General features: G+C 42.1%; 25 protein-coding genes and 1 riboswitch. Of the genes, 5 read left to right on the forward strand and 20 right to left on the reverse strand.

The features are described from left to right. Positions 1-21 precede the first annotated feature (21 nt). From BLR93_RS04810 to BLR93_RS04850, 9 genes are all read right to left on the reverse strand, one after another. Positions 22-1,626 (reverse strand): ABC transporter permease, encoded by a 1,605-nt coding sequence (locus BLR93_RS04810; RefSeq protein ID WP_093211714.1) that lies wholly within the window; start codon positions 1,624-1,626, stop codon positions 22-24. After that, complete coding sequence (locus BLR93_RS04815) at positions 1,626-2,540, reverse strand: ABC transporter ATP-binding protein (protein WP_093211716.1); 915 nt, start codon at positions 2,538-2,540, stop codon at positions 1,626-1,628. Before BLR93_RS04815 ends, BLR93_RS04810 begins: the two co-directional genes overlap by 1 nt. Positions 2,541-2,576: 36 nt before the next feature. Then, positions 2,577-3,200, reverse strand: a complete 624-nt coding sequence (locus BLR93_RS04820) for a TetR/AcrR family transcriptional regulator (protein ID WP_093211718.1) — start codon at positions 3,198-3,200, stop codon at positions 2,577-2,579. A gap of 240 nt (positions 3,201-3,440) precedes the next feature. Then, entirely contained in the window at positions 3,441-3,857 is a 417-nt protein-coding gene (locus BLR93_RS04825; protein ID WP_175559245.1) for a DUF4181 domain-containing protein, read from the reverse strand. A gap of 92 nt (positions 3,858-3,949) precedes the next feature. Further along, a complete protein-coding gene (locus BLR93_RS04830; protein WP_093211722.1) occupies positions 3,950-4,507 on the reverse strand; it encodes a TVP38/TMEM64 family protein in 558 nt (185 codons plus the stop codon). Between the two features lie 161 nt (positions 4,508-4,668). Beyond that, positions 4,669-5,226 (reverse strand): GNAT family N-acetyltransferase, encoded by a 558-nt coding sequence (locus BLR93_RS04835; protein ID WP_093211724.1) that lies wholly within the window; start codon positions 5,224-5,226, stop codon positions 4,669-4,671. A gap of 27 nt (positions 5,227-5,253) precedes the next feature. Further along, positions 5,254-6,030 (reverse strand): nucleotidyltransferase domain-containing protein, encoded by a 777-nt coding sequence (locus BLR93_RS04840; RefSeq protein WP_093211726.1) that lies wholly within the window; start codon positions 6,028-6,030, stop codon positions 5,254-5,256. Between the two features lie 490 nt (positions 6,031-6,520). Then, complete coding sequence (gene yfkAB, locus BLR93_RS04845) at positions 6,521-7,645, reverse strand: radical SAM/CxCxxxxC motif protein YfkAB (RefSeq protein ID WP_093211728.1); 1,125 nt, start codon at positions 7,643-7,645, stop codon at positions 6,521-6,523. A gap of 90 nt (positions 7,646-7,735) precedes the next feature. Continuing rightward, a complete protein-coding gene (locus BLR93_RS04850; protein ID WP_093211730.1) occupies positions 7,736-8,581 on the reverse strand; it encodes a LysR family transcriptional regulator in 846 nt (281 codons plus the stop codon). Between the two features lie 122 nt (positions 8,582-8,703). On the opposite strand from BLR93_RS04850, the gene BLR93_RS04855 reads away from it, so the two are divergent. Together BLR93_RS04855 and BLR93_RS04860 are read left to right on the forward strand one after the other, a co-directional pair. Next, complete coding sequence (locus BLR93_RS04855; RefSeq protein ID WP_093211732.1) at positions 8,704-9,276, forward strand: NAD(P)H oxidoreductase; 573 nt, start codon at positions 8,704-8,706, stop codon at positions 9,274-9,276. Between the two features lie 22 nt (positions 9,277-9,298). Beyond that, on the forward strand, positions 9,299-9,853 hold the full coding sequence (locus BLR93_RS04860; protein WP_175559267.1) for a flavodoxin family protein: 555 nt from the start codon (positions 9,299-9,301) through the stop codon (positions 9,851-9,853). Between the two features lie 96 nt (positions 9,854-9,949). Here the strand turns inward: BLR93_RS04860 and BLR93_RS04865 are convergent, their stop codons facing one another. From BLR93_RS04865 to BLR93_RS04900, 8 genes are all read right to left on the reverse strand, one after another. Then, positions 9,950-10,888 carry an NAD-dependent epimerase/dehydratase family protein gene (locus BLR93_RS04865; RefSeq protein ID WP_217629270.1) on the reverse strand — a complete coding sequence of 313 codons (939 nt, stop codon included), beginning with the start codon at positions 10,886-10,888 and terminating at the stop codon, positions 9,950-9,952. 44 nt (positions 10,889-10,932) lie between these two features. Next, complete coding sequence (locus BLR93_RS04870; RefSeq protein WP_093211738.1) at positions 10,933-11,508, reverse strand: TetR/AcrR family transcriptional regulator; 576 nt, start codon at positions 11,506-11,508, stop codon at positions 10,933-10,935. Positions 11,509-11,697: 189 nt separating this feature from the next. After that, the gene (locus tag BLR93_RS04875; RefSeq protein ID WP_093211740.1) at positions 11,698-12,459 is read right to left on the reverse strand and encodes a class I SAM-dependent methyltransferase; all 762 of its coding nucleotides are present in this window, start codon (positions 12,457-12,459) and stop codon (positions 11,698-11,700) included. Positions 12,460-12,558: 99 nt separating this feature from the next. After that, positions 12,559-13,542, reverse strand: coding sequence for a ring-cleaving dioxygenase (locus tag BLR93_RS04880; protein WP_093211742.1), 984 nt, complete (start codon positions 13,540-13,542; stop codon positions 12,559-12,561). A 214-nt stretch (positions 13,543-13,756) separates the two neighbouring features. Further along, positions 13,757-14,836 (reverse strand): GGDEF domain-containing protein, encoded by a 1,080-nt coding sequence (locus BLR93_RS04885; protein ID WP_093211744.1) that lies wholly within the window; start codon positions 14,834-14,836, stop codon positions 13,757-13,759. 336 nt (positions 14,837-15,172) lie between these two features. Further along, positions 15,173-15,589 carry a GNAT family N-acetyltransferase gene (locus BLR93_RS04890; protein WP_093211746.1) on the reverse strand — a complete coding sequence of 139 codons (417 nt, stop codon included), beginning with the start codon at positions 15,587-15,589 and terminating at the stop codon, positions 15,173-15,175. A gap of 95 nt (positions 15,590-15,684) precedes the next feature. Beyond that, on the reverse strand, positions 15,685-16,125 hold the full coding sequence (locus BLR93_RS04895) for a VOC family protein (protein ID WP_093211748.1): 441 nt from the start codon (positions 16,123-16,125) through the stop codon (positions 15,685-15,687). A gap of 19 nt (positions 16,126-16,144) precedes the next feature. Continuing rightward, positions 16,145-17,176, reverse strand: coding sequence for a S66 family peptidase (locus BLR93_RS04900; protein ID WP_093211750.1), 1,032 nt, complete (start codon positions 17,174-17,176; stop codon positions 16,145-16,147). 149 nt (positions 17,177-17,325) lie between these two features. Here BLR93_RS04900 and BLR93_RS04905 point away from each other — a divergent pair, with 149 nt between their 5' ends. Then, positions 17,326-18,021, forward strand: coding sequence for a YetF domain-containing protein (locus tag BLR93_RS04905; RefSeq protein ID WP_093211752.1), 696 nt, complete (start codon positions 17,326-17,328; stop codon positions 18,019-18,021). A 503-nt stretch (positions 18,022-18,524) separates the two neighbouring features. Here the strand turns inward: BLR93_RS04905 and queE are convergent. Genes queE through queC form a run of 3 tightly spaced genes read right to left on the reverse strand, consistent with a single transcriptional unit; the run spans position 18,525 to position 20,387 of the window. Next, positions 18,525-19,253: a 7-carboxy-7-deazaguanine synthase QueE gene (gene queE / locus BLR93_RS04910; RefSeq protein ID WP_093211754.1), complete on the reverse strand. Its 729-nt coding sequence runs from the start codon at positions 19,251-19,253 to the stop codon at positions 18,525-18,527. Beyond that, a complete protein-coding gene (gene queD / locus BLR93_RS04915) occupies positions 19,246-19,722 on the reverse strand; it encodes a 6-carboxytetrahydropterin synthase QueD (protein ID WP_093211756.1) in 477 nt (158 codons plus the stop codon). Before queD ends, queE begins: the two co-directional genes overlap by 8 nt. Next, positions 19,722-20,387: a 7-cyano-7-deazaguanine synthase QueC gene (gene queC / locus BLR93_RS04920; protein WP_093211758.1), complete on the reverse strand. Its 666-nt coding sequence runs from the start codon at positions 20,385-20,387 to the stop codon at positions 19,722-19,724. The genes queD and queC overlap by 1 nt, the downstream gene beginning before the upstream one ends. Positions 20,388-20,472: 85 nt before the next feature. Beyond that, positions 20,473-20,517, reverse strand: a riboswitch (PreQ1 riboswitch). A 114-nt stretch (positions 20,518-20,631) separates the two neighbouring features. Between queC and BLR93_RS04925 the strand changes: the two genes are divergently transcribed. Beyond that, positions 20,632-21,387 (forward strand): AAA family ATPase, encoded by a 756-nt coding sequence (locus BLR93_RS04925; RefSeq protein WP_093211759.1) that lies wholly within the window; start codon positions 20,632-20,634, stop codon positions 21,385-21,387. 99 nt (positions 21,388-21,486) lie between these two features. Next, the gene (locus BLR93_RS04930; protein ID WP_093212374.1) at positions 21,487-21,801 is read left to right on the forward strand and encodes a DUF3889 domain-containing protein; all 315 of its coding nucleotides are present in this window, start codon (positions 21,487-21,489) and stop codon (positions 21,799-21,801) included. Positions 21,802-21,915: the final 114 nt, after the last annotated feature.

The following is a 21,915-nucleotide window of genomic DNA, read 5'->3' on the forward strand; positions in this document are numbered from 1 at the left end:
GAGGTGAAAGTTAGTTATTTGTTATCCTTGGATATCTCTTTTACTAAAGCCGGCAAAACCTGCCGCCATAAGGATGGCAGCCGTCAAAGACAATAGTGATAGATTGGCAAAGCCGATTTCTTCGACGGGAAACTGCGGAATGTAACCGAACGGGGTCAACTTTTCCAGCCAATTTGGCAGCTGAAGCATTCCGCCCATGTACACAACCACAAAGGAATAGCCCAAATAAAGCCAAGCCAGCCCAGCTATTTTCGGGATTACTCCCAGCAACAGGACGGCGAATCCAATCATTAGCCATATGGCAGGTAAATAAACAATGGCAGCTTGGTAAAAAGTACCGAGGGATATACCGCCATCCAGCACCGATATCCCTACCAGCCCTATTCCAAGGGCAGAACACGACAACATCACAAATCCACCGAGTACGGAAACAAGAAAATAACTTGCCAACAGCTGTTTTCTTGAAATTGTCCGGCTTAACAAGTGCCCGATCCGACCTGCATTCTCTTCGCTCTTCAACTTGAATAAAACCATCAAAGCCGGCACTGTACTAATTAACGCCATGATTGTCATCAACATCGTTAAAAATTGTTCTGTCAAACTTACTCCTTCGATAGGAGGAAGCATTTGTTCCATCATTTCAATATCCTCAAAGAATGCTTCTGTGTCTCCTAAAACAGAGCCATAAGTTGCTCCAAAAATCAGCATGGCAATCGACCATGCGACCAGGCTGGTACGCTGCAGCCTCAAGACAAGGCCAGTCGGGGATTGCAGCAAAGCAGCAGCATGTTTTCTTCCCGGACGTGATGGTAAGAATCCAGATTCCATGTCGCGAATAGCGTTGAGATACAGCGTCAGGATGATTAAAACAAGTGACACCCCAACAGTAAGCAGCAGCGGCCACCAATAATTATTTACATATACTTCTGTTCCTAGTGCCCAGCCGAACGGCGAAAACCACGAGAGGGTTTCGTTGCTCACATCTCCGATGGCGCGAAACAAATATGCAAGCCCCAAAACTGTGAATGACAATCCGATGGAGCCACGGGAAGTTTCCGAAAGCTGAGCAAAGAGCGCGGTAATCGCTGTAAAAAAAATCCCTACTGCACCGAGTGCAGCTCCATATAGCAAGGAACCCTCCAAGTTTAGGCTGTCAAATCCTAAAGCATATAATCCAAAGCCTGTTGTCAGAGCTAGTAACAGCTGGATACTGACCATTACGATCAGAACTGCAGCCAGACTAGTTAATCGCCCGGACGGCAGTGACCGGAACAGTTCTAGCCGCCCTTCCTCTTCATCTGCCCGGGTATGCCGCACTACTAGCAAAATACTCATAATCCCAACCACCAATGCAGTAATACCTAGCATTTGATGGGCGATCATTGCACCAAGCGTATAGCTATCCAATCCATAGCCCGGTCCAATCATAGCTGTAACCGCTGGGTTGATCATTGTTTCTGCCAGTTGATTCCTGTCCGCCTGCGTTGGATATAAATTGTCCATCGCTAACGTCAACAGGATAGTAAAACCTATTAAGGAAAACAGCCAAATTGGAAGACGGATTTTATCTCTGCGCAAAAGAAAACGTATGAAATTCCCTGTTTGATGATAAAGTTGTTTGCTCATCAGGCTTCCCCTCCGGCTCCTCTATTCGGCTTGCCTGTTCCTTCATAATGGCGCATGAACAAGTCCTCCAGGGTAGGCGGTGCACTTTCCAGCCTGACGATTCCATACCTGCTAATATGCTTCATCACTGCGTCCATTTCCTCTGTATCCACTTGGAAAGACAACGTCTGGCCTTTTTGCTTAATCGCATGTACGCCTTTTACACCGCTCAAATCTGTCATCGCTTCCTTTGTTTCTACCTGTAGATTAGTTCTTGTCAAGTGGCGCAGCTCACTTAAAGTACCCGTCTCAATCATTTTTCCCTCACGGATAATTCCGACTCTATCACAAAGCCTCTCTACTTCTGATAGAATGTGGCTGGAAAGCAGGACGCTTTTCCCTTGATTTTTCGCCTCCATAACACACTCCTGGAAGACCCGTTCCATCAATGGGTCCAGCCCTGATGTCGGCTCGTCTAAAATATACAGGTCTGCCTCCGAAGAGAAAGCAGCAATCAATGCAATCTTCTGCCGGTTTCCTTTGGAATAAGTGCCGCATTTTTTGGATGGATCTAACGCAAATCTACTGATTAGCTCTTCCCTTCGCCCTTTTCCTTTGGCGCCGCGGAACTTGAGAAATAAATCGATCACCTCACCGCCGGTCAGATTAGGCCATAGGTTAACGTCTCCAGGTACATAAGCCACCCGCTTATGAATATCGACCGCATCTTTCCATGCATCTAAACCGAAAATAGTTGCATTCCCAGCAGTTGCTTTCAGCATGCCAAGCAATATCCTGATCGTCGTTGATTTGCCTGCGCCATTTGGTCCGATAAATCCATATACTTCCCCTTTGTTCACCTCAATGTCTACTCCATCCAAAGCTGTAAATTTCCCGAACTTTTTTGTCAAATTCCCGGTCTGTAAGATAGTCATCGCTTTCCCCCTCTTTTCTCCTAACCCCACCATTCATTAATCATAATAACAAGTCTTTAATACATCTAAATAAGCATAAAATTCCTCCCAATAAGGGTCAAAATCTACCGATGAGAATTTTTTTCCTTTTAACTGGTTAGTTAATTCATTTTGGTAACCGTCAATTGACCAGCGGATCAATTGAAATGCTTTTTCTACATCTATCCCTTCACGGAACAACGAGACATCAATATTGTCATATAGCATTGCATAGCCTGTTTTTCGTAGTTCATCAAATTTTGCTTCTAAATAATCGGGCAATTGCACTTCATCCGACAATAGAAGCATCCCCGTAAAGTTAATGGCATTTGGATATTTAGCAAAAGCCTGCATCTTCAGTTGAGCAGCCTGCTTCCACCGTTCAATAAAGTCTCTTTCGCTTATGTCTATTTTTTTTATATAGTCATCCATAAAAATATTCAGGCTGTACTGAACAAGGTAGTGAAACAACTCTTGTTTATTGGTGAAATAGTAAAATAGCATCCCCTTGCCGATCCCTGCTTCCTTGACAATCCGGTTTGTCGATGCTTGCTCAAATCCATTCTCGGCAAATTCTTTAAGGGCCGCACTGATAATCCGTTGCTGTTTGGTTTCTTCTAAATTGCTAAACGTCTTCGTCATCCCAGAGAAGTACCCCCTTTCAGCAATTATTTACTTTTGTATACCTGATTTTCGGACCATAGTGGTCGATGCGAGTATAACACCGTAGACCACACTGGTCAATACTCAACATATATTTTCCCTTTTCTTATAAAATGCATACTTTAGTTACAAAAAAACAGAAAAAACTTGATGGGTAGCGGAAGAACGAGAAGCCTAGGGGAAGAGGGGGAGTAGAGCAGGAGAGCGCCCACTCGTTAATTAGCTAAACAAGCTGAACAAATCGAGCTGAACAATTAGCAAAAAGTAGATTAATACGATTCCTATTTGACTTAAAGTAAAAATATAATCATTGGTATCCGGCTTAAATTTCCATTCGAGATAAGCACGAAAACCTTCCTGCAGCAGTAGAAAGACCAGTGTTAGTAACAGTGGATAAACAATGTTAACCGGCTGGCGCATTAACAAGATAAAGGAAGCAGCCACAAAAAGTATTCTGAAAGTCCAATCAACTTTCTTGTGTAAGTCATTGACAAAGTGGAAAGAAAACCACTTTTTCTTTTCTACGTTCAGCAGCTTGCGGAGAATCGTATTTAAAACGAAAATGAAAACAGATAATCCAAGGAAGATTCCTATATTTATCCAAATAAAAGCATCTAATCCATAATTGTTTTCCACTTGTGATTCCCCCATCTCTTATGCATTAATAAGAAAGAGGATGCTGTATTAACAACAACCTCCCCTTCCGAACGGCTGGCCTTACAATCGGGCTAGCCATTACTACTTTCGATATTCATTTGGTGAATCCTTCCTAAAAATGCATAAACAACTAATAAAATAATCATAAACAGTCCCGCTGCGTACCAGGAAAATTCAGTAATCGCCTGGCCGAATGCTGTATAAAGAACTGCCGGCAGAATCACGCCAAGCGCCGAATAATACATATACCCTTTTAATGTCTTGGTCATTTCCATTAAATATAACGATAGCAAATGAAAATGGATAAATGGCATCACCCGCAGAATCATGACCTGGCTGACAGTAATTCTCCGATCTTGAAATACTTTTTGCTTCAATCGGGCCACTCCTTCCCGGAATTTCGGGAAAATGTTGACCAATTTATAAAAAAAGAAACTCATCAGGGACAAACCAATAAAGGACAATACTGCACCTTCCACAAAGCCGAAAAACACACCTCCGGCAATACAAACAACGATCACAGGCAAAAACAGAAGTGGCCTTAATAAATGAATAACAATAAATAATGCGGGAGCCAGCCACCCTGCTCCTTCTATTAAGGACTGAATGGAATCATTAAAATTTTCCACACATATCCCCCTTTCCTTACAAACTATCATGGAATCCTACTGCATTTTATGAAATATATATAGAAATGTAAAAGAATTAGTACCTTTCCGACGTACAAGTTCCCTTAGATGATAGTTTATGCCCTTCTTTAGTAATTGCCACTAAACTCGTTAGGCTGTTCCTATTGGCGCTGTTTATTGTCTTTCCACTCTTCTGCCAGCATGCTGTACACAATATGATCGACATAATGGTCATGCAGCCACTCACCCTGTCTTATTTTCCCTTCTACTGTAAAACCCAGTCTCTCGGGAATGGCACGGCTTTTTTTATTTTCTTCTGCTGCACGAATTTCTACACGGTTCAAATGCAGTCCATGAAATGCATAGCTGGTAAATGCTTCACACGCTTTTGTCATTAAACCTAACCCTTCAAACCCTTCTCCGAGCCAATAACCGATACTAGTGTTTTTATTGTGCCAGTTGACCTGATGAAAGCCAATCACCCCGGCTATCCTCCCTTGATGCCAGATACCTGCCTGAAAACCATTATTCTCGCTGAACTGCTTCATCGTTGATTGAATAAATGCCTCCGTATCTGACTGTTCCTTATTTTTTGTGATTAATGGCAGCCATTTTTTTAAACGGTCCATTGAGTCCATTGTCAAAGAATACAAAGCTTCAGCATCTTGCAAGTCTAGCATTTTCAGGCTTGTTTGTTTGTCAATATCATAAGTAAACATAATCGTCCCACCCCTAAGTGATTTCTTTTAACTGCTTTGTTTGGAATGGACTGCCATCATCGTATTCAGCAATCGATTGGTTTCTGGCGCCACATTTAATTGTCCGGACAGCCATTCCTGGTTATCTTCCAAAACGTCTATAATAAGAGCAGCTGCCTTGTCATGATTTTCAGGATTGTTTGTCTGGAATATCTTGCGCACCCGTTTTAATATCGCCGGAGGCAAGGAGTCTTCCAGTGTTTTCAACCCCAGCTGTGCCCTTGCTGGTGCATAACGGTGCAACAGCACCCTTGCTAAATGGACGACTACATGATGAAGCATGGCAACTGCCCATAAGTCATTCCCTCTTAATGCTGTTTTCCGGTATTGCAGCAGAAACCAGGCAACATCTGTGACATCGTCAAGAAATTCTTGGCTCGCTAAAGTTAATTTCTGGTTATCTTTAAATTTATCCAGCCGTTTTTGTGGGTCGTAGATCACACGAAAATAGTCTTTATTCAAGAACGTATTTTCCGTCACTGTAAATAAGTCGACGTGCAGCAGATTTTCATAAACAGCAATAATTTGGGGAGCGATAATAAAAATATCATCATAGAAGAGGATATTACTGTAGGCCTGTAGATGATCTAGCCGCTTAGCTAAAAACGCTGATTGATCCTCCTCTTCGACTAAACAATATAAGTCTATATCCGAGTTTCCATCATGTTCTCCGCGTCCCATAGATCCTTTTACAAATATCGCCTGAACGAATGGGTCTTCCCGTAAACTAGCAGAAATCCGCTCTAGTGCTAAATCCTGTTTCACTTTTCCAGCCTCCTCTCTAAAGATAAATATTACGCCATTATATCGAAAGATTAGGGGAAAAGGCAAGACTTTTAGGACAGCTTGTTACATTTTTAAAAAATAACAGTTGCTGCACTAGTAGCTGTTCAAAAATTGGTTCAAGCAAATGCCTAATTGGGCTACTTCCATAACGATAATGGAACTTGTGATAACTCCCATACCTTTTCGGCGTATTGTTTGAAATTGACACGCAAATTGAACTGGCGTGTATCAACTTCCGCAAAATTATCCTGCAATCGAGCGATATATCATATGGGAAAACTTCAACAGAAGTATTTGCTGTAACCAGGCTACAGGGGATATCGAAAATGCCGGAAAGCCAGCAAAAGGCTTCAAAACAGACAAAGGCCTGCGAGGAACAGCCGCGCCTGTCAATGACCATCAACAAGACTAATTAAACCATAAAAAACAAGGGCTCTCTGGAACCCCTGTTTTAAACGCGCCCTTTTATTTACCTGCTTATTTTCGCTTGTTTTTGTTGAAAGTCGACATCAGGATAATACGTATTTTTAACCAATACGTTCGGTCCTAAGCACCTTACGGCTGGACAATGGCAATTTAACGATGCTGCCGTTTGGGTATCCATCCAGCGGGCGTAGGATTGCTCTAATGGTGTCGTTTGAATATTGCCCAACGGCGGCTCATCTCCAAAATCAGTAACTGTTACTTCACCCGTGAAGATACTAACATTCAGCCGGGATCTGCCATCTGGATCGTTACGGACAGAAACATTTCTTGCTGTAAATAGCTGCTTTTGCAATTCCAAATCTTCCGGGGAAGAACTGCATGGATAAAAAGGCAGTGTACCGAACAGCATCCAAATATCTTCATTACGGTGGTTGAGCAGGCGCCGAATGGCAGTCCTGATTTCCTCCAGGCTCAGTGTTTCAAGATGCTCGGCAAAATCGACCGGGTACATCGGGTGAATTTCATGCCGTGCACAGCCCATTTCTTGAATGTGGTCATGGATTTTTTCCAAATATGGGAATGTCCGTCCGTTTAACATCGTTTCTGCCGAGACCATGACCCCCTCTCTGGAAAGTCGCTGGGCATTTTCAACCATTCGTTCGAAGTATTTCTTGCGGTTTTCTTCGGAAGGTTTTCGCTCCATCCGGGCAAAGCCAGTCTCAGCAAACTCTTCCTCTGTCCCCCAGTTATGAGAAATATGGAGGACATCCAGATAAGGTATAATCTGTTCATATCGCTCATAGGGCAAAGTTAGATTGGAATTGATCTGTGTTTTCACCCCGCGTGCATGTGCATATTCAAGCAAAGGCAAGACATGATTTCTGACTGACTTCTTTGACATCATTGGCTCACCGCCTGTGATGCTGATCGCACGAAGCTGCGGTATTTCATCTAACCGCCTGAAGATCAAATCCATCGGCAGTGCATCCGGGTCCCGGTCCTGAAGGGCATACCCGACTGCACAGTGATTACAGCGCATGTTGCACAAAGTCGTCGTAGTAAATTCTACGTTGGACAGAACCATCTTTCCGTGTTGTTCCACATCCATATATGCTTCCCACGGGTCATTTGCCGGTGACATTTGTTGGTCGATTGCTTTAGTACTCATCTATGTAACTTCCTTTCGGTAAATCAATTAATAACCATATCCATAGTAACATATGAAAAGTTTTCCTTTGAAAGAAGATTTGTGGACATATTACGTAAGCATCGCTAAAAAAGCCTCCAAGTTAACGGAACGCCACTTATCTTTATGGACGGCAGTGTAGATGCCAATAGCATTATCCAGATCAATGACAGCTTCCGTTAGCGTTCCCCGGGCAATTTCACTCCTCACCGCAAAGTTGGGAAGCATTGCTGCTCCAAGGCCGCACAGCACACACTGCTTGATCGCTTCAATGCTCGGCAATTCAATCTTCGCTGTTAATGTTTTTTTCTCATTTTTTAAATAGGTTTCAATGATCGGACGCCAGCTGCACGAATATTCGGTTACAAGCATGGTGTCGAATGTGGCAATCCTACTTGTCTGGGCAGATGTGACAAGGGAAAGTTCCTCATCCAAGATTTTATTTATAGTTAAGTCCCTCGGCTGCCAATCGAGCGTCTCGACAAGAATAGCCGCATCGATATCCCCCTTTTTCAATTGATTGGACAAGTCTTCATACTGGATGGATTTAAGCGTTAATTCCACTTTAGGATATTTATCCATAAATCTCCTGATTTTATCTGGAAGCCAGTATATCATCAATGACTCACTGGCTCCGATGGTAAGCGGACCGACTGGTTCGTCCGCTTCTTTGATGACTTCCTTCGACTTGGCATAGAGATTAATGATTTCACTCGCATAAGGCAGAAAACGCCTCCCCGCTTGTGTCACCGTAATTGTTTTTCCTAAGCGGTCAAACAGCGGGTATCCCAGTTCGCTCTCTAATTCTTTAATATGAGAAGTGATCGACGATTGAGCATATCCCAACTCGTCGGCAGCTTTTTTAAATCCACCGGCATCGACTATTGCTTGAAAAGTAATAAGGTGACGCAGTTCCATCCTACTCCCTCCTCTTATCGGTTTTAATGAACTAAACATTCAAAACTATCAATTTTACTGAACCATCTTTCTATTATAAACTGTACATACAATAAGATTCAACGAGGGAGCGAGGATAAAATATGAAAGTGCTGACAATAGTAACCCATCCGAGAACAGACTCGTTAACATTCACAGCAGCACAAAGATTTACAGAAGGGTTGGAAGCTGCCGGGCATACAACAGAAACCGTGGACTTATATCGTATCGGATTCCAACCTGTATTAGGCGAGGCTGACGAACCGGATTGGTCTGCCGATTCGCAGCATTTCTCCCCTGAAGTAGAAGCGGAGATCGAGCGGGTTAAACAGTATGACGGATTAGCATTTGTATTTCCGTTATGGTGGTGGAGCATGCCGGCGATGCTTAAAGGTTATATTGACCGTGTGTGGAACTATGGCTTTGCTTATGGCCCGGGAAGGCTGGAGCATGAGCGCGTTTTATGGCTAAGCCTGGCAGGAGCGCCAATCGAAAGGTTTGAAAAACGAAAATATGATCAAATGATGTCGCACTACTTTAATATTGGGTTGGCCGATTACTGTGGAATTAAGCATTCCAGCTTTGAATTATTCTACAAAACCATCCACCCTGATCGCGGTCATATCGAACAGCTGCTTAACGATGCTTTTGATTTGGGACTTAATTACGCAAAATAGAAAAGGAGATTTACCAATGAAAATATTAGCTTTACTTGGCAGTTCTAGAAAAGAAGGCAACAGTGAACATTTAGCTAAAAAAGCATTAGCTGATATTGACTATACAAGCATTTATTTACGGGATTATCAAATCAATCCAATATTAGATAAAAGGCATGACGCAGAGGGGTTTACTTCCGTCAATGACGACTATGAAAGGTTATTAGAAGCGTTTTTAGCCCACGATATCATTGTGTTTGCCACACCTTTGTACTGGTTTGGGATGTCCGGCCAGATGAAAAACTTCTTTGACCGCTGGAGCCAGTATATGCGTGATTCCCGATATAATTTCAAAGGAGAAATCCCAAAAAAGAGCGCCTATACAATTGTTACAGGTAATTCCCCGGATCCAAAGATATCGGCATTACCGCTAATCCAGCAGTTTCACTATATATTTGACTATATTGGAATGGAGTTTGCCGATTACATTATCGGGCAAGCAAATCAACCCGGCGACATTGCCAATGACTCCTTTGCCATCCAAAAAGCAGAATTATGGAATCAAAAGTTTAAAAAAAATCTAAATAGCACAAGATAGTAAAAAGGCACTAAAACAGTTGGTTTTAGTGCCTTTTTACTGGTTGTACTGGTAATTTAACAATAATGGCCTTCCACTTCTCTGTCCCGGGGTTGCCTACTGCGCACGCTGCATAAATGATAGTGTTTGTTCAACCCCTTCCCGGTAAGAAGTCCGCGGTACCGGACCAATATGTTTTTCGTACTTATCCCCGCTCAAAATTAGTGGTATTTCGTTTAAATAAAACATTTCAACATATTCACGCATCATCGAATCAAATAAACCAAGCATACGAATCATCGGCTTTGTCACCGTTCTGACTTTTTTGCTATAACCTGTATAAGCTTTTGCTATTTGGATGATTTCCCGGCCAGTAATCGTCCCTGCACCAGGGATATTCCAATTTTGCCCATATGCTGCCTCTTGCATGGCGAGATTAACGATTGCCTTCGCTCCGTCGGGTGTATAAATAAACTCTCGATGAATCTTTTGATTACCGACAAACATGGCCCCTTTATTGCGGACGATGGACTGAAAGGTATAATTTAGTACGCTGCTCTCTACGCCTGGTCCGTAAAAATCAGGAAAGTGCGCAATAAGCACTGGCACTTCCGACTGTTTAGCCATGTTCTCCAGCTCGAGCCGTATCGTTCCTTTTTTTGTTGGCGGCTGTTTTGCATATGTCTCCGGTACAGGTACCCTTTCACTTTTGGCATAAGCATAAATATTATCAACCATTGCCAGCTTGGCTTGCTGAATTCTGGCTGCCTCCAAAATATTAGCTAATAATATCGGCTGCTTCTCCCCCCATTCCGGATAAGGAAGGTTAATCGCATGAAAGATAACATCGTTGCCGCTGGCAGCAAGGACTAGTTCATCCTTGCTGAAAACATCTCCGGAATGGACAGCAATTTGTGGATGATCTTTAAACAATCGCTCAAGCTTATCCCTATGACGTGCGAAAGCAGTCACAGCCACGCCCCGATTCGCCAATTCGAAGGTAATCGCTCTGCCAATCGCTCCCGAAGCACCTAACACTAACGCCTTTTTCATCATACTCCTCCTTTAATTGACCAACGTTCAATAAAACTTTAAAAAAATCAGCTTGCTAGCATTGACGTAAAAATAATATTCACATATGATTCAGCCAAGCCTCTTACATCATGAAATTGCTGACCGCTCTGGCAGTAATGGGCCACAAATCCATGCAGCATTAAAAACACGGACCAAGTAGTCTGTACATTGATTGTTTTTTCGGATAAAGTTTGCAGTGCATTCGCAAATTTTTCATAGCTTTTGTTCGGTCCTTGATTTAAAAAACTTTTAATCTCCTCATCCTTGGTAAGAAACATTATTTCATAATGGTTTTGATGGGTCAGGCCAAATTCGATAAATCCGATCAGCACGGCCTGCAGTTTGACATCCGCAGGATTACGCTGCGCCAATATTTCATCAAGCTTTTGATTTAGCGCTGAAAAATCCCGCTCAACCAATGCATAAAACAATTCGGCTTTGTTTTGAAAGTGATAATAGATGGACCCATGACTATAGCCTAACTTTGCAGCAATTTTCCGTATGGACACATTGCGATAACCGTCTGTTACAAATAGTGTGCGGGCTGCTTCCATAATGATTTCCCTGGTTAATTCCTGGTTTACTGCTTTTCTCGGTGCCATAAATAACTCCTTTTAATTGACCGTTGTTCAATTAAATCATAAATTTTATAAATACTCTTGTCAACATTTTTTTGATTGATAATTAAAATTTTAAATATGGTATTATCAGAAAATACCAAGACTTATTGCTTCTTCGCATGTGCAATAAGCCTTGGTAAGATGCCAGTTGATTTCCCTTCAACAAACTGCCTATTCTTTTTTCTTCACAGCCTTAATGATGATAGTGGTTGGAAACATACGTGCCTTATACAGTGAGTAATAGCGGTCAGACACCCCTGTTTCTGCTTCCGCAGATTCGGCAGGAACATCACTTTCTATCACAGCTTCAATGGAAAAGCCAGCCGTAATTAATTGATTGATATACGTACTCATTTTGCGCCTCTGGAAAGATAACGGCTTGTTTTCGCCTTTAAAGTTATCAAAAGTCAGCAATCCCTCTTCCTGATAAGAGGCATCAAGATAAAAACGTCCTCCTTCACTACTCAAATGGGGATATAAAGGATGATCCCAACTAAAAATAAAACTTCCCCCAACTTTTAGGTAGGAATGGATTAACTGAAAGGTAGCAGGTAAATCGGTCGTCCAACCGATTGCATAAATCGAATAAACACAGTCAAAGTATTGTTTTGGCAAACCGATGTCTTCTTCCATCGGTGCACAGAATAAATTAGCAGAAATACCCTTTAACGTTGTTTCTGCTGCCCGCTGCTGCTCCGCTGACAGATCAACGCCCCATAATTCACCGGCTCCTCTTTCTGCCATATACCGCAAGGAATGTCCGCTGCCGTAACCAATATCGAGTACTGTTTTACGCTTTATGTTACCGAACAATTGCAGCTCCTCTTCTGTTTGTGCATAAGGCCCATAGCTTGGCAATGCATCCTTTCCGTTAAAATAGCGAGCCACAGTGTTCCAGCCCTGCCTATTTTGTTCTAATACTTTATTCGTCATTCTCTCATCGCCTCCACCCCTTTTTTATTCCCTAAATAAGGTGGAAATCCTTTAAGCAATTAAAAAAAGCCTCCTTTTGGCCAAAGGAGGCTTCATTTATTATTCTCGTTCTTTTTCCATATTTTTTGTACTTCTCACTGTATCGATTGGGCGCACGGCTTGCTCGATTTGCTCTCGTTTGGATTCTAGAAAAGGCGGCAGGGATAATTTTTCGCCCAATGTTTCGTATGGCTCATCTCCCATAAATCCTGGACCGTCCGTCGCAAGCTCAAATAAAATTTGCGGGGCCACCCTCGCATACAATGATTGAAAGAAGAAACGATCAACGTACCCAGAAGTTTGAAAACCGAATTGGCGGTACCATTGATCCCATTCTTCTAGCTCTGCCCTGTCCTCAATACGGAAAGCAGCATGGTGCACTGTACCAAATCCTTGTCGGGCTTGGGGAAGTACTTTGTTATGCTCGACTATAACCTGCGCGCCATTTCCTCCCTCGCCGACCTCAAATAAATGAAAAGAGCCTTCCTGATCAATCTCTTTGAAGACAAGAACTTTTTCCATCATTTCTTTAAAGTACTCAAAATTCGCAATCCTGACGAAAATAGGCCCCAACCCGGTTATGGCATACTCTAGCGGAATTGGCCCATTCTGCCATGGATTACCAGCAGCAACGCCCTGATTGTTTTCATCTGATATTAATTGATAATTTTGCTCATCGAAATCCACAAAGGAAAGTGTCTTTTTGCCAAATTGTTCTTTAATACCAGTGTGTTTTACTTCCAAACGGTCAAACCTTTTCACCCAGTAGTTCAACGCAGCATCACTCGGTACCCTGAAAGAAGTTTTGAAAATTTCATTTGTGCCATGGACCCCTTTCGGTATGCCTGGAAAGTCAAAGAATGTCATATCCGTTCCGGGGCTGCCTTTGTCATCAGCAAAAAATAAATGGTAAGTCTGAATATCATCCTGATTTACCGTCTTTTTGACTAATCGCATTCCTAATACATAAGTGAAAAATTCATAGTTCTTTTCAGCACTGCTAGTAATTGCAGTGACATGGTGTATCCCTTTTAATTGGTTCATCCTAAATTCCTCCAATAAAGCTTGTCTATTGTAAACACTTCCGTGGCGAGAATGACGGGGCTTCATTATTTATTACTTAAATATCTTTAATTCAAGATAAATGTATCATACCTAAAAAAATGCTGTCAACAAGTTAGATTTGCCCCCATTCGAGGCAGCAGTCCAAATATACTTGTCCCTGAATTAAAATACTTTTTTATCTATTATGCCATTCTTAAAGATCAGGCTTCTCATCAAAAAGAATGTTGTTTTTTCCGCTCACTTTCACCTGATAAAGAAGCTGATCCGCATTGGCGAGCACCTCTCGAATGCTTGTCTTGCCATCAAAGAAAGCCATGCCCCCGCTGGCAGACAACTTAATCTTCTCGTTAAACTGCATTTTATGTACTTTCTCCAGAAGGTGATCAATTAATTCCCTGCATTGGGCTGCGTCCATTTCATCAATCAGAACAAGAAACTCATCCCCTCCATACCTGCCTACAGTTCTAGTATCAGCAAGTTCCTCTTTTAGTAAGTTTGCAAACCGGATAAGTGCTTTATCCCCTGTTTCATGGCCGTATCGATCATTAATTTGTTTAAAATTATCGATATCTAAGATCAACACAATGATTTTGCGTTCTTCCTGCTTATACTCCTCCAATTTTTGAAACAAATACCTGCGGTTGAACAACTGAGTAAGCTCATCTGTGAAGGTTAGCTTTTCCAACAGTTTATTTTGCTCGTTTAGTAAATCACTGTAGCTTTTTAATTTGTTTCGCTCCTGCCGGTAAGCGGATGCGAACTGTCTGAGCAAAAATGAAGCCATAAGCAGGGTCAAGGGGACTTGGACTATCATATCGTACAGGTTCTGTTGCTTCGAATAAACCGGAAAAAAGGAAGGCAGCTGGTTATGTAATAAAACTAGAAAGCAAAAAATTGCAATAAGGGAAAATATGAATATAACCCTGGTTCTTCCTGTAAACAAATAATTAACGGTAATACAAATAAGAAAGAAATAAGCAATCGAAAAATTATTCGGACCACCTGCAGATATCCAGCCCATTGGCAGTAAAAAGTAAATAATACAGATAAAGATGACTACTTGAAACTGTTTCATATACATTTTTTTGCTGGCAAAATATAAAGCTACTAAAGAAATAGTAATCGATCCTATCCATTTATAATTAACTCCGAATGGATAATCAACCAAAATATTAATCGTAATCGAGGTTGCCGAAACAAAAATAATGAACAGCAATATATAAATAAATAACTTTTCTTCTAATTTGAATTGTCTTAATTTTAGTGGTCTCATGGCAGAAGGCTCCTAATTATCATTTAGCAATTTGTAGGTAATAAGTTATATTTTATTATTCTACCACGAAGCACATCTTACGAATCGTTTATTTATTACTTTAATGAAGAAATAGTGTCGCGTGGCCCGGAGTATCTGCTTCCTGCACAAAAAGCCTGTCTTCATCAAATATCCGAAGACAGGCCATCCTAGTTTCTCACAATGATTCTTTTTCTTTTATAAATTACTGCTACAATTTGTGCATAATACTATTCAATTCCGTGGTCAGGTCAGTCAGTTCATTTGCTGCTTTTGCTGTCCTTTCCACCTGACCATGTACAGCAACCCTGAATTATCCTAAAGTCTTTTTTCCAAAAAATATTGACTATAACCTTGCGGATGGTCTTCCAATACGCCAAATGCCTTGTAGCCTTGTTGTTTGTAAAAATCGGGCGCTTGAAAACTGAAGGTGTCCAGAAAAATGAGACGGCATCGTTTTTCTCTCGCGAGCTTTTCAGCATTTTCCAGTAGTTGACCTCCGTACCCTTGGGAACGGTATTGTTCATCGACCCATAGGAAATCGATATGTAGATGCTGCCAATACATTGTACCGGTAATCCCCCCAACGATCTCTCCGTTGTCGTTGTTTACGGTGATACAAATACTTTCTTTCGGTGTTTTCAACTGATCGGGCAGCATTGCCATGTTGTGATCGATTACCTTGCTTCTGATAAAATCTTTGTCCGCCTGTTTTTCTGTTTTTGTTATCTGCATTGCTTATCCCCCTTTTTGAATCTGGGCTGTTCATCCATTACTTTCTAAAATATTTCAAGCCCCGTAAATTTGGCCAACATTTCCTGAACTTAAAGTCATTCAATCACTAGCATATCGTTCTCATCAAACTTCCAGTCATCGCCATAAGCAACTTCCCAATAAAAGCCGTTCGGGTCCTGGAAATAGCCGCTGTAACCGCCCCAAAAAACGGGCTGCGGCTGTTTGACAATCTTTGCTCCCGCTTTTTCTGCCAGCGCAAAGACCTGGTCAACTTCCTGTTTTGATTTTCCGTTGTATGCAAGGCTGATAGCAGCAGTACCTGCATTAAGTTTCGGCGGATATTCTTCATTAATGTCTTTTGCTAATTGATCAATTTGAAATAGCGAAATTTTTGTTCCGGCATTATTAAAGAAAATCACCTCTGGATTTGCTTCATCCCCGTAGATAACCACTTCAAACCCAAGGCCATCCCGATAAAATTGAAGTGATTCTACCAGGTCATTGACACCTAACGTAACTAAATTTAAACGATTCATCATCTTCATCCCCTTATTTTTACTGTACGCCGCTATCAACTATGGAAAAGGACCCCGTTTCACAATTAATTTCCGCCGTGGCACCGTAGGGCAAAATGAACTTTGGTTCGGTATGCCCGAAATTCATATTGTATAAAATAGGTACATCCGTTAGTGCATATTCCTGCATGACTTGCGTAATTTGTGTTTTGTACGCCTGATAATATTTCTCATCCTTCGGCTTACCAAAAACAATCCCATTCGCCTTGGAAAGTATTCCTTGGGCAGCATAATTGCGAAGCCAATATTTTATAAAGTCAGGCTCCGGCTGTTCCTCCGACGTCTCAAAAAATATAATACTGTTATCCCAGTAACTGTCCTCTGGCCACAGGACGGTTTGCTTAGCAAATTCCAATACCTCGATACAGCCGCCAATCAATTGTCCCCGGACGGTGCCTTTTCCCTGTAGAATTTCATAACCGCCATTCGGCTGCATCTTTCTCCGCTTCTGTTTATTCTCCTCGGTCCATTCCACAAATTGGCTTGTCCATTGCTTTGCGGGCTGTATCTTACCGATTGGTTCACTGGAGAAAAATGTCCGATTAACCATTTCAACCGTATAAGAATCCATTTCCACGTTTTCTGCAAAGTCCGTCAGTATCGCCGGGCCGTAGAAGGAGGAAACACCTGCTTTATGGCAAAACAGGTGGGAAATTGTTACATCAGAGTACCCCATGAATATTTTCGGATTGGCTCTTATCACCTCAAAGTCTATGTACGGCAGCAATCGAATGCTGTCCTCGCCGCCGATATTTGCAACAATTGCTTTCACACTTTTATCACGAAAAGCGGTATGCAGGTCTTCCGCCCGAGCCTCTGGATGATTGTATAGATAATCAGTTCCCTTCAAGCTGTTCGGCATCGCCACTACTTCCAGACCAAAAATTTCTTCCAGTCGTTTGACTCCCTGCTGATACCTCCAGCGCAGCTCAGGATCGCCAGCCCCTCCCCACGAAGGGCTGACAGTCGCTATCCGATCTCCCGCTTGTAGCTTCTCTGGTTTAATTAGCATAAACAGCGCCCCCCCTTTTTCTTAATGCTTTCCTTTTACAATTCGACCAGACAGGCGGATTTCCTTTTAAAATTTATCAAAAGAATAAAAATCAACAAACAAACAAATAAATACTAATATCTTAAACAAACAAGAGGATGGTTTACTAAATGGACACTTTTGAACTACTACTTCGGGTATCTATAAGTTTTTTAGTATTGTTTGCTTTGGCTAGATTAATGGGAAGAAAAGAAATTAGCCAGATGACCTTTTTTAACTTTGTTTCGGCAATAGCTATTGGTTCGATAACTGCTAATCTGGTTGCTAACCAAAACTTCAGCTTGCGCAACGGCATCCTGGCTTTGCTAGGTTGGACAGTTTTTACACTAGTTATGGACTTTATTGATATCAAATCAAAAAAAGCCCGCAAAGTGGTCACAGGAACGCCAATTACCGTTATGAAAGAAGGAAAAATTATTGAGGATGCCCTTGCAAAGAGCCGATTGGATCTGGATTCATTAAAAGCAATGCTGCGGCAAAAGAATGTCTTCTCCATTGCAGATGTCGACTATGCCGTATTCGAAACCAATGGAAAACTGTCTGTGATGAAAAAGGCAGACAAACAATCAGTTACTAAAAAAGATATGAAGATTGATAAACAACAGAAGACTTATCAGCTAGCTACAGAAGTGATATCTGATGGAAAAGCTCTCTCCAATAACTTAACAAAGCTAAACCTTGATACGGATTGGCTGGATCAACAGCTGCGCCAGGCCGGGATTGATTCGATAGAGGATGTTTTTTATGCGGAAGTCCAGCAAGACGGCACCCTGTTTATCGACAGTAAAGAGAATTTGCTTCACTAATATAGCTAATAACGGGCTGGGATAAAAGGGTAGTAGCCAAAACAAAAATCGAACGATGATTTCGAAATCCTTAGGCTTCGAGCTCGTTCGATTTTTCTTTTCTACTCTTTCTATAACTTGCGGACACAGGGACAAAGCTATTTCTTCTTTCATACATATTCTGCCTGCGCTGACAGGACTATTCTTAATACCTTGTATGACCACCGCTCCGGAAATACACTACGCTTTCCGCGGGCGGCTGGTGAGCCTCCTCGAGCTTGCGCTCCGAGGGGTCTCACCGAGGTCTTTCCTCCCGCAGGAGTCTCCGTGGATTTCCTCCTCTGAGAGTCTACGTACTGTTTTCCGCCGTACACAAATGCTTATGATTAACTTGAACGGAAGGATAGACCTGTAAATAGTTAGAAGGATATCACTAACGTAATTTACGATCACTTCCCGGACGGCCTCTAGGGCAGTATAAAAAACAAGGGCCATTGTCCATGCCCACGTTGTTATGTTAGCAGTCACACTCCGCGCTTATTGCCCCATAACAGGGTGTGGACCTGCGGCAATACGCGGACATGATTCAGTGTTTGCGAGTTAACTACCCTGTCAATCAGCCATTGGTATTTGTCTAATAAAATAGCTGTAAGATTTGTTGTACTATTCTCTGCGAGATTTTCGTTTCCGACTTGCAGAAAAAAAGCGGTACCCGGATAACGCTTATGTACCTTTTCGGCGTAGTGCAAATCCTCGTCATTAAAGATGACTACCTTTAAGCTGGTATGGAACAGGCGGTCTTTTTCACTTAAGCGGTTAATGATGCTATCGAGCATATCCCAGTTTGTATCCATCCCGGAACTGGGCGGCTTTGGCGAAATAGTCAAGTCATCAATCTGTAAAAACCAGTCCTGCCAGCGGCTGCCCTGTGTTTCCAATGCTACCTCAAGGCCCTCCTGGTGCAGCAAATCAACCAGTTCAGCCAGATTGCGCAATAAAGCTGGATTTCCCCCGGAAATCGTCACATGATCGAAGTGGCTGCCGCCTATCCTCTGAAGTTCTCCGAGAATCTCACCAGCACTCATTTTTTGAATTTCCGCTTTTGCGCTCCCATCCCACGTAAAAGCAGAATCGCACCAGGCACAGCTATAGTCACATCCAGCCGTTCTTACAAACATTGTCTTCCTGCCAACAACCATTCCTTCCCCTTGAATAGTCGGACCAAAAATCTCCAACACCGGAAACCTATTCATCCTCCATCCACTCCCTTCGCACCTCCGCAAAACTGCCTGGCGTTTCGTACAGCTTGATATATTCCAGGCGAAGGTTACTATCAATCCTTTCTCTTAAAGCTGCTGCCATTTTTTCATAGATCCAGACGACGATGTTTTCAGCGGTCGTATTCATAGCGGGCAGTGTTTCATTCAAATAGCGGTGGTCGAGATATACTTCGATTTCCTCCTTCCACAACACTTTAATATCACCAAAATCAATCACCATACCAATCTCATCGGTATATCCGCTAATCCCAAAAACGACCCGGTAGGTATGGCCATGCAGGTTTTTGCATTTACCTTCATAACAATGTAAATGATGTGCGGAATCAAACGTAAACTCTTTGCTGACCAACACCCGTTTTGTATGATACTTTAATTGCTCCTTTTGAATATCTTCACCTAGTTTTTCCAGCTTTTCTACAATCGTAAACCCGTATCCTTCCATTACAAATCAGCCCCTTCCCGCTTAGCTAAGTAAGACTCCAGCCCGTTACGGCGCAGTTTGCAGGCCGGGCATTCTCCACAGCCATCTGCATGGAAGCCGTGATAGCAGGTCAGCGTCTTTTCCCGGACAAAGCTAAATGCTCCCAAATTGTCAGCGAGCTCCCAAGTTTCAGCCTTATCCAGCCACATCAATGGCGTGTGGATGACAAATGCTTCATCCATCGATAAATTCAATGTCACATTCAACGATTTGACAAATACATCACGGCAATCGGGATATCCGCTGAAATCCGTCTCACATACACCAGTGACAATATGTTTGGCACCGATTTGTTTAGCCATAATTGAAGCAAAGGATAAAAACATCAGGTTCCGCCCGGGCACAAAGGTTGAAGGCAAGCTGCCGTCTTCCCCTTCATTTACCTCTATGTCATTTCTAGTCAACGCATTGGGTGCGAGCTGGTTCAACAACGACATATCAAGCACTGTATGTTTAACGTTCAATTCTGTTGCAATTGCTTTAGCCACCTCAATCTCCTGCTGGTGGCGCTGGTTATAATCGAAGGTTATCGCTTCCACCTCATCAAACTTCTCCAGCGCCCAAAATAAACAGGTTGTACTGTCCTGGCCGCCGCTGAAAACGACAACCGCTTTGTTTTTTTCCATAAAAAAATTCCCCTTTCCAAAAGAAAAAGAGAATTCTATCTACACGTATAAATAAATAAAAAACTATACCCTAAGAAAGTATAGTCTGTCCTTAGTTTTTTATAGAGGGTGTAGCTAGAACCTCTTCATTATGTAATTGGTATTATCATAACATTGATCTTCTGATTCGAAAAGGAAATTTCGGATGACCGGGTGCGGCTAAACCTGTAAAATAGATTTTACCGAAAGGAGTTGGTTGGCTACAATGAAATTAAATCGATCGACCCAATTTGTGAAAAGCCTAAAATTAAATACAGAAAGCATTCCTGCCTATCATACATTTCCGTTTAACCTGCCTGTTATTAAAGCATTTGAGGAGCTGACCTTCCATCCTAATGTTACCTATATTGTTGGCGAAAACGGCATGGGAAAATCAACCTTGCTGGAAGGAATCGCTATTTCATTGGGTTTCAATCCAGAAGGCGGCACATTGAATTTTAATTTCTCCAGCTATGACTCCCATTCCGATCTGGACAAGCATCTACGTCTTGCAAGAGGAATAAAGCGTCCAAAAGACAGCTTCTTTTTTCGAGCGGAAACTTTTTATAATGTAGCGACAAACATTGAAGAATTGGACGATGCTCCTGGTCCCGGAGCGAAAATCATCGATGGTTTTGGGGGCAGTTCTTTGCATAAACAGTCACACGGTGAATCCTTTTTTGCAGCGTTTGTTCATCGGTTCCAAGGGAATGGGTTGTATATTCTTGATGAGCCGGAAGCCGCTTTGTCCCCACTAAGGCAAATGTCGATGCTGGCACGAATAAATGAATTAGTCAATCAAGGATCACAATTCATCATTTCCACCCACTCACCCATTCTTATGTCCTATCCAGAAGCTGCGATTATTCAACTTTCTGATACAGGGATGACCGAAGTCTCCTTAGAAGAAACAGACCACTATGCTATTCTAAAACAGTTTATTGAAGATAAGGATAGGCTGCTCCATCACCTATTCCAATGAATGATAATCATCACCATTTAAAATTTCCCATGGATAAAGTGAATAACTTTGCAGCTGCAGTTTAAAAATAAGGGCAACAAAATATTAGGAGATGAAAAAATGCTGCAAGGAACCTTTCGGAATGCTCTAATGGTTTTTGCCCTTTTGTTTATGGCTTTTCCTGCTAGCATGCTCGCTCAGCCGGAGTACGCAGAATGGGGAAGATTGGCACTACAGGAAACAAAAAATGAATACGCTGATTATAATGCGACAGATTATTCATACCAGGGAAAAGTATATATATCAGAACAAAGAGAACAATTTAACTTTGAAATTAAACTGCAAGGCGCCGAGCCAAAAGAAGTCAGAGTGTATGTACTTGTTAATCCGGAAACGGAGCAACTGATTGACATTTATTTTGACGAGGTTGAATAACAGCTCTGCGTAAGGTACGGAAAATGCAAAAAGCACGTGTTTCAAATACTCGTGTTTTTTTCTTGTGACTAATTTTTTCAATTGACGGGAATAGTACTGGCCTTCTGTCCAGGA

It is taken from the genome of Sediminibacillus albus, assembly GCF_900101125.1.
Taxonomy (GTDB): Bacteria; Bacillota; Bacilli; order Bacillales; family Amphibacillaceae; genus Sediminibacillus; species Sediminibacillus albus.

Excerpts from the sequence above, each read along its gene's own strand:
- BLR93_RS04815 (WP_093211716.1), bottom strand. The coding sequence starts at position 2,540 with ATGACTATCTTACAGACCGGGAATTTGACAAAAAAGTTCGGGAAATTT.
- BLR93_RS04895 (WP_093211748.1), bottom strand. The coding sequence starts at position 16,125 with ATGAATCGTTTAAATTTAGTTACGTTAGGTGTCAATGACCTGGTAGAA.
- BLR93_RS04810 (WP_093211714.1), bottom strand. The coding sequence starts at position 1,626 with ATGAGCAAACAACTTTATCATCAAACAGGGAATTTCATACGTTTTCTT.
- BLR93_RS04850 (WP_093211730.1), bottom strand. The coding sequence starts at position 8,581 with ATGGAACTGCGTCACCTTATTACTTTTCAAGCAATAGTCGATGCCGGT.
- yfkAB (WP_093211728.1), bottom strand. The coding sequence starts at position 7,645 with ATGAGTACTAAAGCAATCGACCAACAAATGTCACCGGCAAATGACCCG.
- BLR93_RS04925 (WP_093211759.1), top strand. The coding sequence starts at position 20,632 with ATGAAATTAAATCGATCGACCCAATTTGTGAAAAGCCTAAAATTAAAT.
- queD (WP_093211756.1), bottom strand. The coding sequence starts at position 19,722 with ATGGAAGGATACGGGTTTACGATTGTAGAAAAGCTGGAAAAACTAGGT.
- queE (WP_093211754.1), bottom strand. The coding sequence starts at position 19,253 with ATGAATAGGTTTCCGGTGTTGGAGATTTTTGGTCCGACTATTCAAGGG.
- BLR93_RS04855 (WP_093211732.1), top strand. The coding sequence starts at position 8,704 with ATGAAAGTGCTGACAATAGTAACCCATCCGAGAACAGACTCGTTAACA.
- queC (WP_093211758.1), bottom strand. The coding sequence starts at position 20,387 with ATGGAAAAAAACAAAGCGGTTGTCGTTTTCAGCGGCGGCCAGGACAGT.
- BLR93_RS04930 (WP_093212374.1), top strand. The coding sequence starts at position 21,487 with ATGCTGCAAGGAACCTTTCGGAATGCTCTAATGGTTTTTGCCCTTTTG.
- BLR93_RS04865 (WP_217629270.1), bottom strand. The coding sequence starts at position 10,888 with ATGATGAAAAAGGCGTTAGTGTTAGGTGCTTCGGGAGCGATTGGCAGA.
- BLR93_RS04905 (WP_093211752.1), top strand. The coding sequence starts at position 17,326 with ATGGACACTTTTGAACTACTACTTCGGGTATCTATAAGTTTTTTAGTA.
- BLR93_RS04890 (WP_093211746.1), bottom strand. The coding sequence starts at position 15,589 with ATGCAGATAACAAAAACAGAAAAACAGGCGGACAAAGATTTTATCAGA.
- BLR93_RS04835 (WP_093211724.1), bottom strand. The coding sequence starts at position 5,226 with ATGTTTACTTATGATATTGACAAACAAACAAGCCTGAAAATGCTAGAC.
- BLR93_RS04870 (WP_093211738.1), bottom strand. The coding sequence starts at position 11,508 with ATGGCACCGAGAAAAGCAGTAAACCAGGAATTAACCAGGGAAATCATT.
- BLR93_RS04885 (WP_093211744.1), bottom strand. The coding sequence starts at position 14,836 with ATGAGACCACTAAAATTAAGACAATTCAAATTAGAAGAAAAGTTATTT.
- BLR93_RS04875 (WP_093211740.1), bottom strand. The coding sequence starts at position 12,459 with ATGACGAATAAAGTATTAGAACAAAATAGGCAGGGCTGGAACACTGTG.
- BLR93_RS04820 (WP_093211718.1), bottom strand. The coding sequence starts at position 3,200 with ATGACGAAGACGTTTAGCAATTTAGAAGAAACCAAACAGCAACGGATT.
- BLR93_RS04900 (WP_093211750.1), bottom strand. The coding sequence starts at position 17,176 with ATGCTAATTAAACCAGAGAAGCTACAAGCGGGAGATCGGATAGCGACT.
- BLR93_RS04880 (WP_093211742.1), bottom strand. The coding sequence starts at position 13,542 with ATGAACCAATTAAAAGGGATACACCATGTCACTGCAATTACTAGCAGT.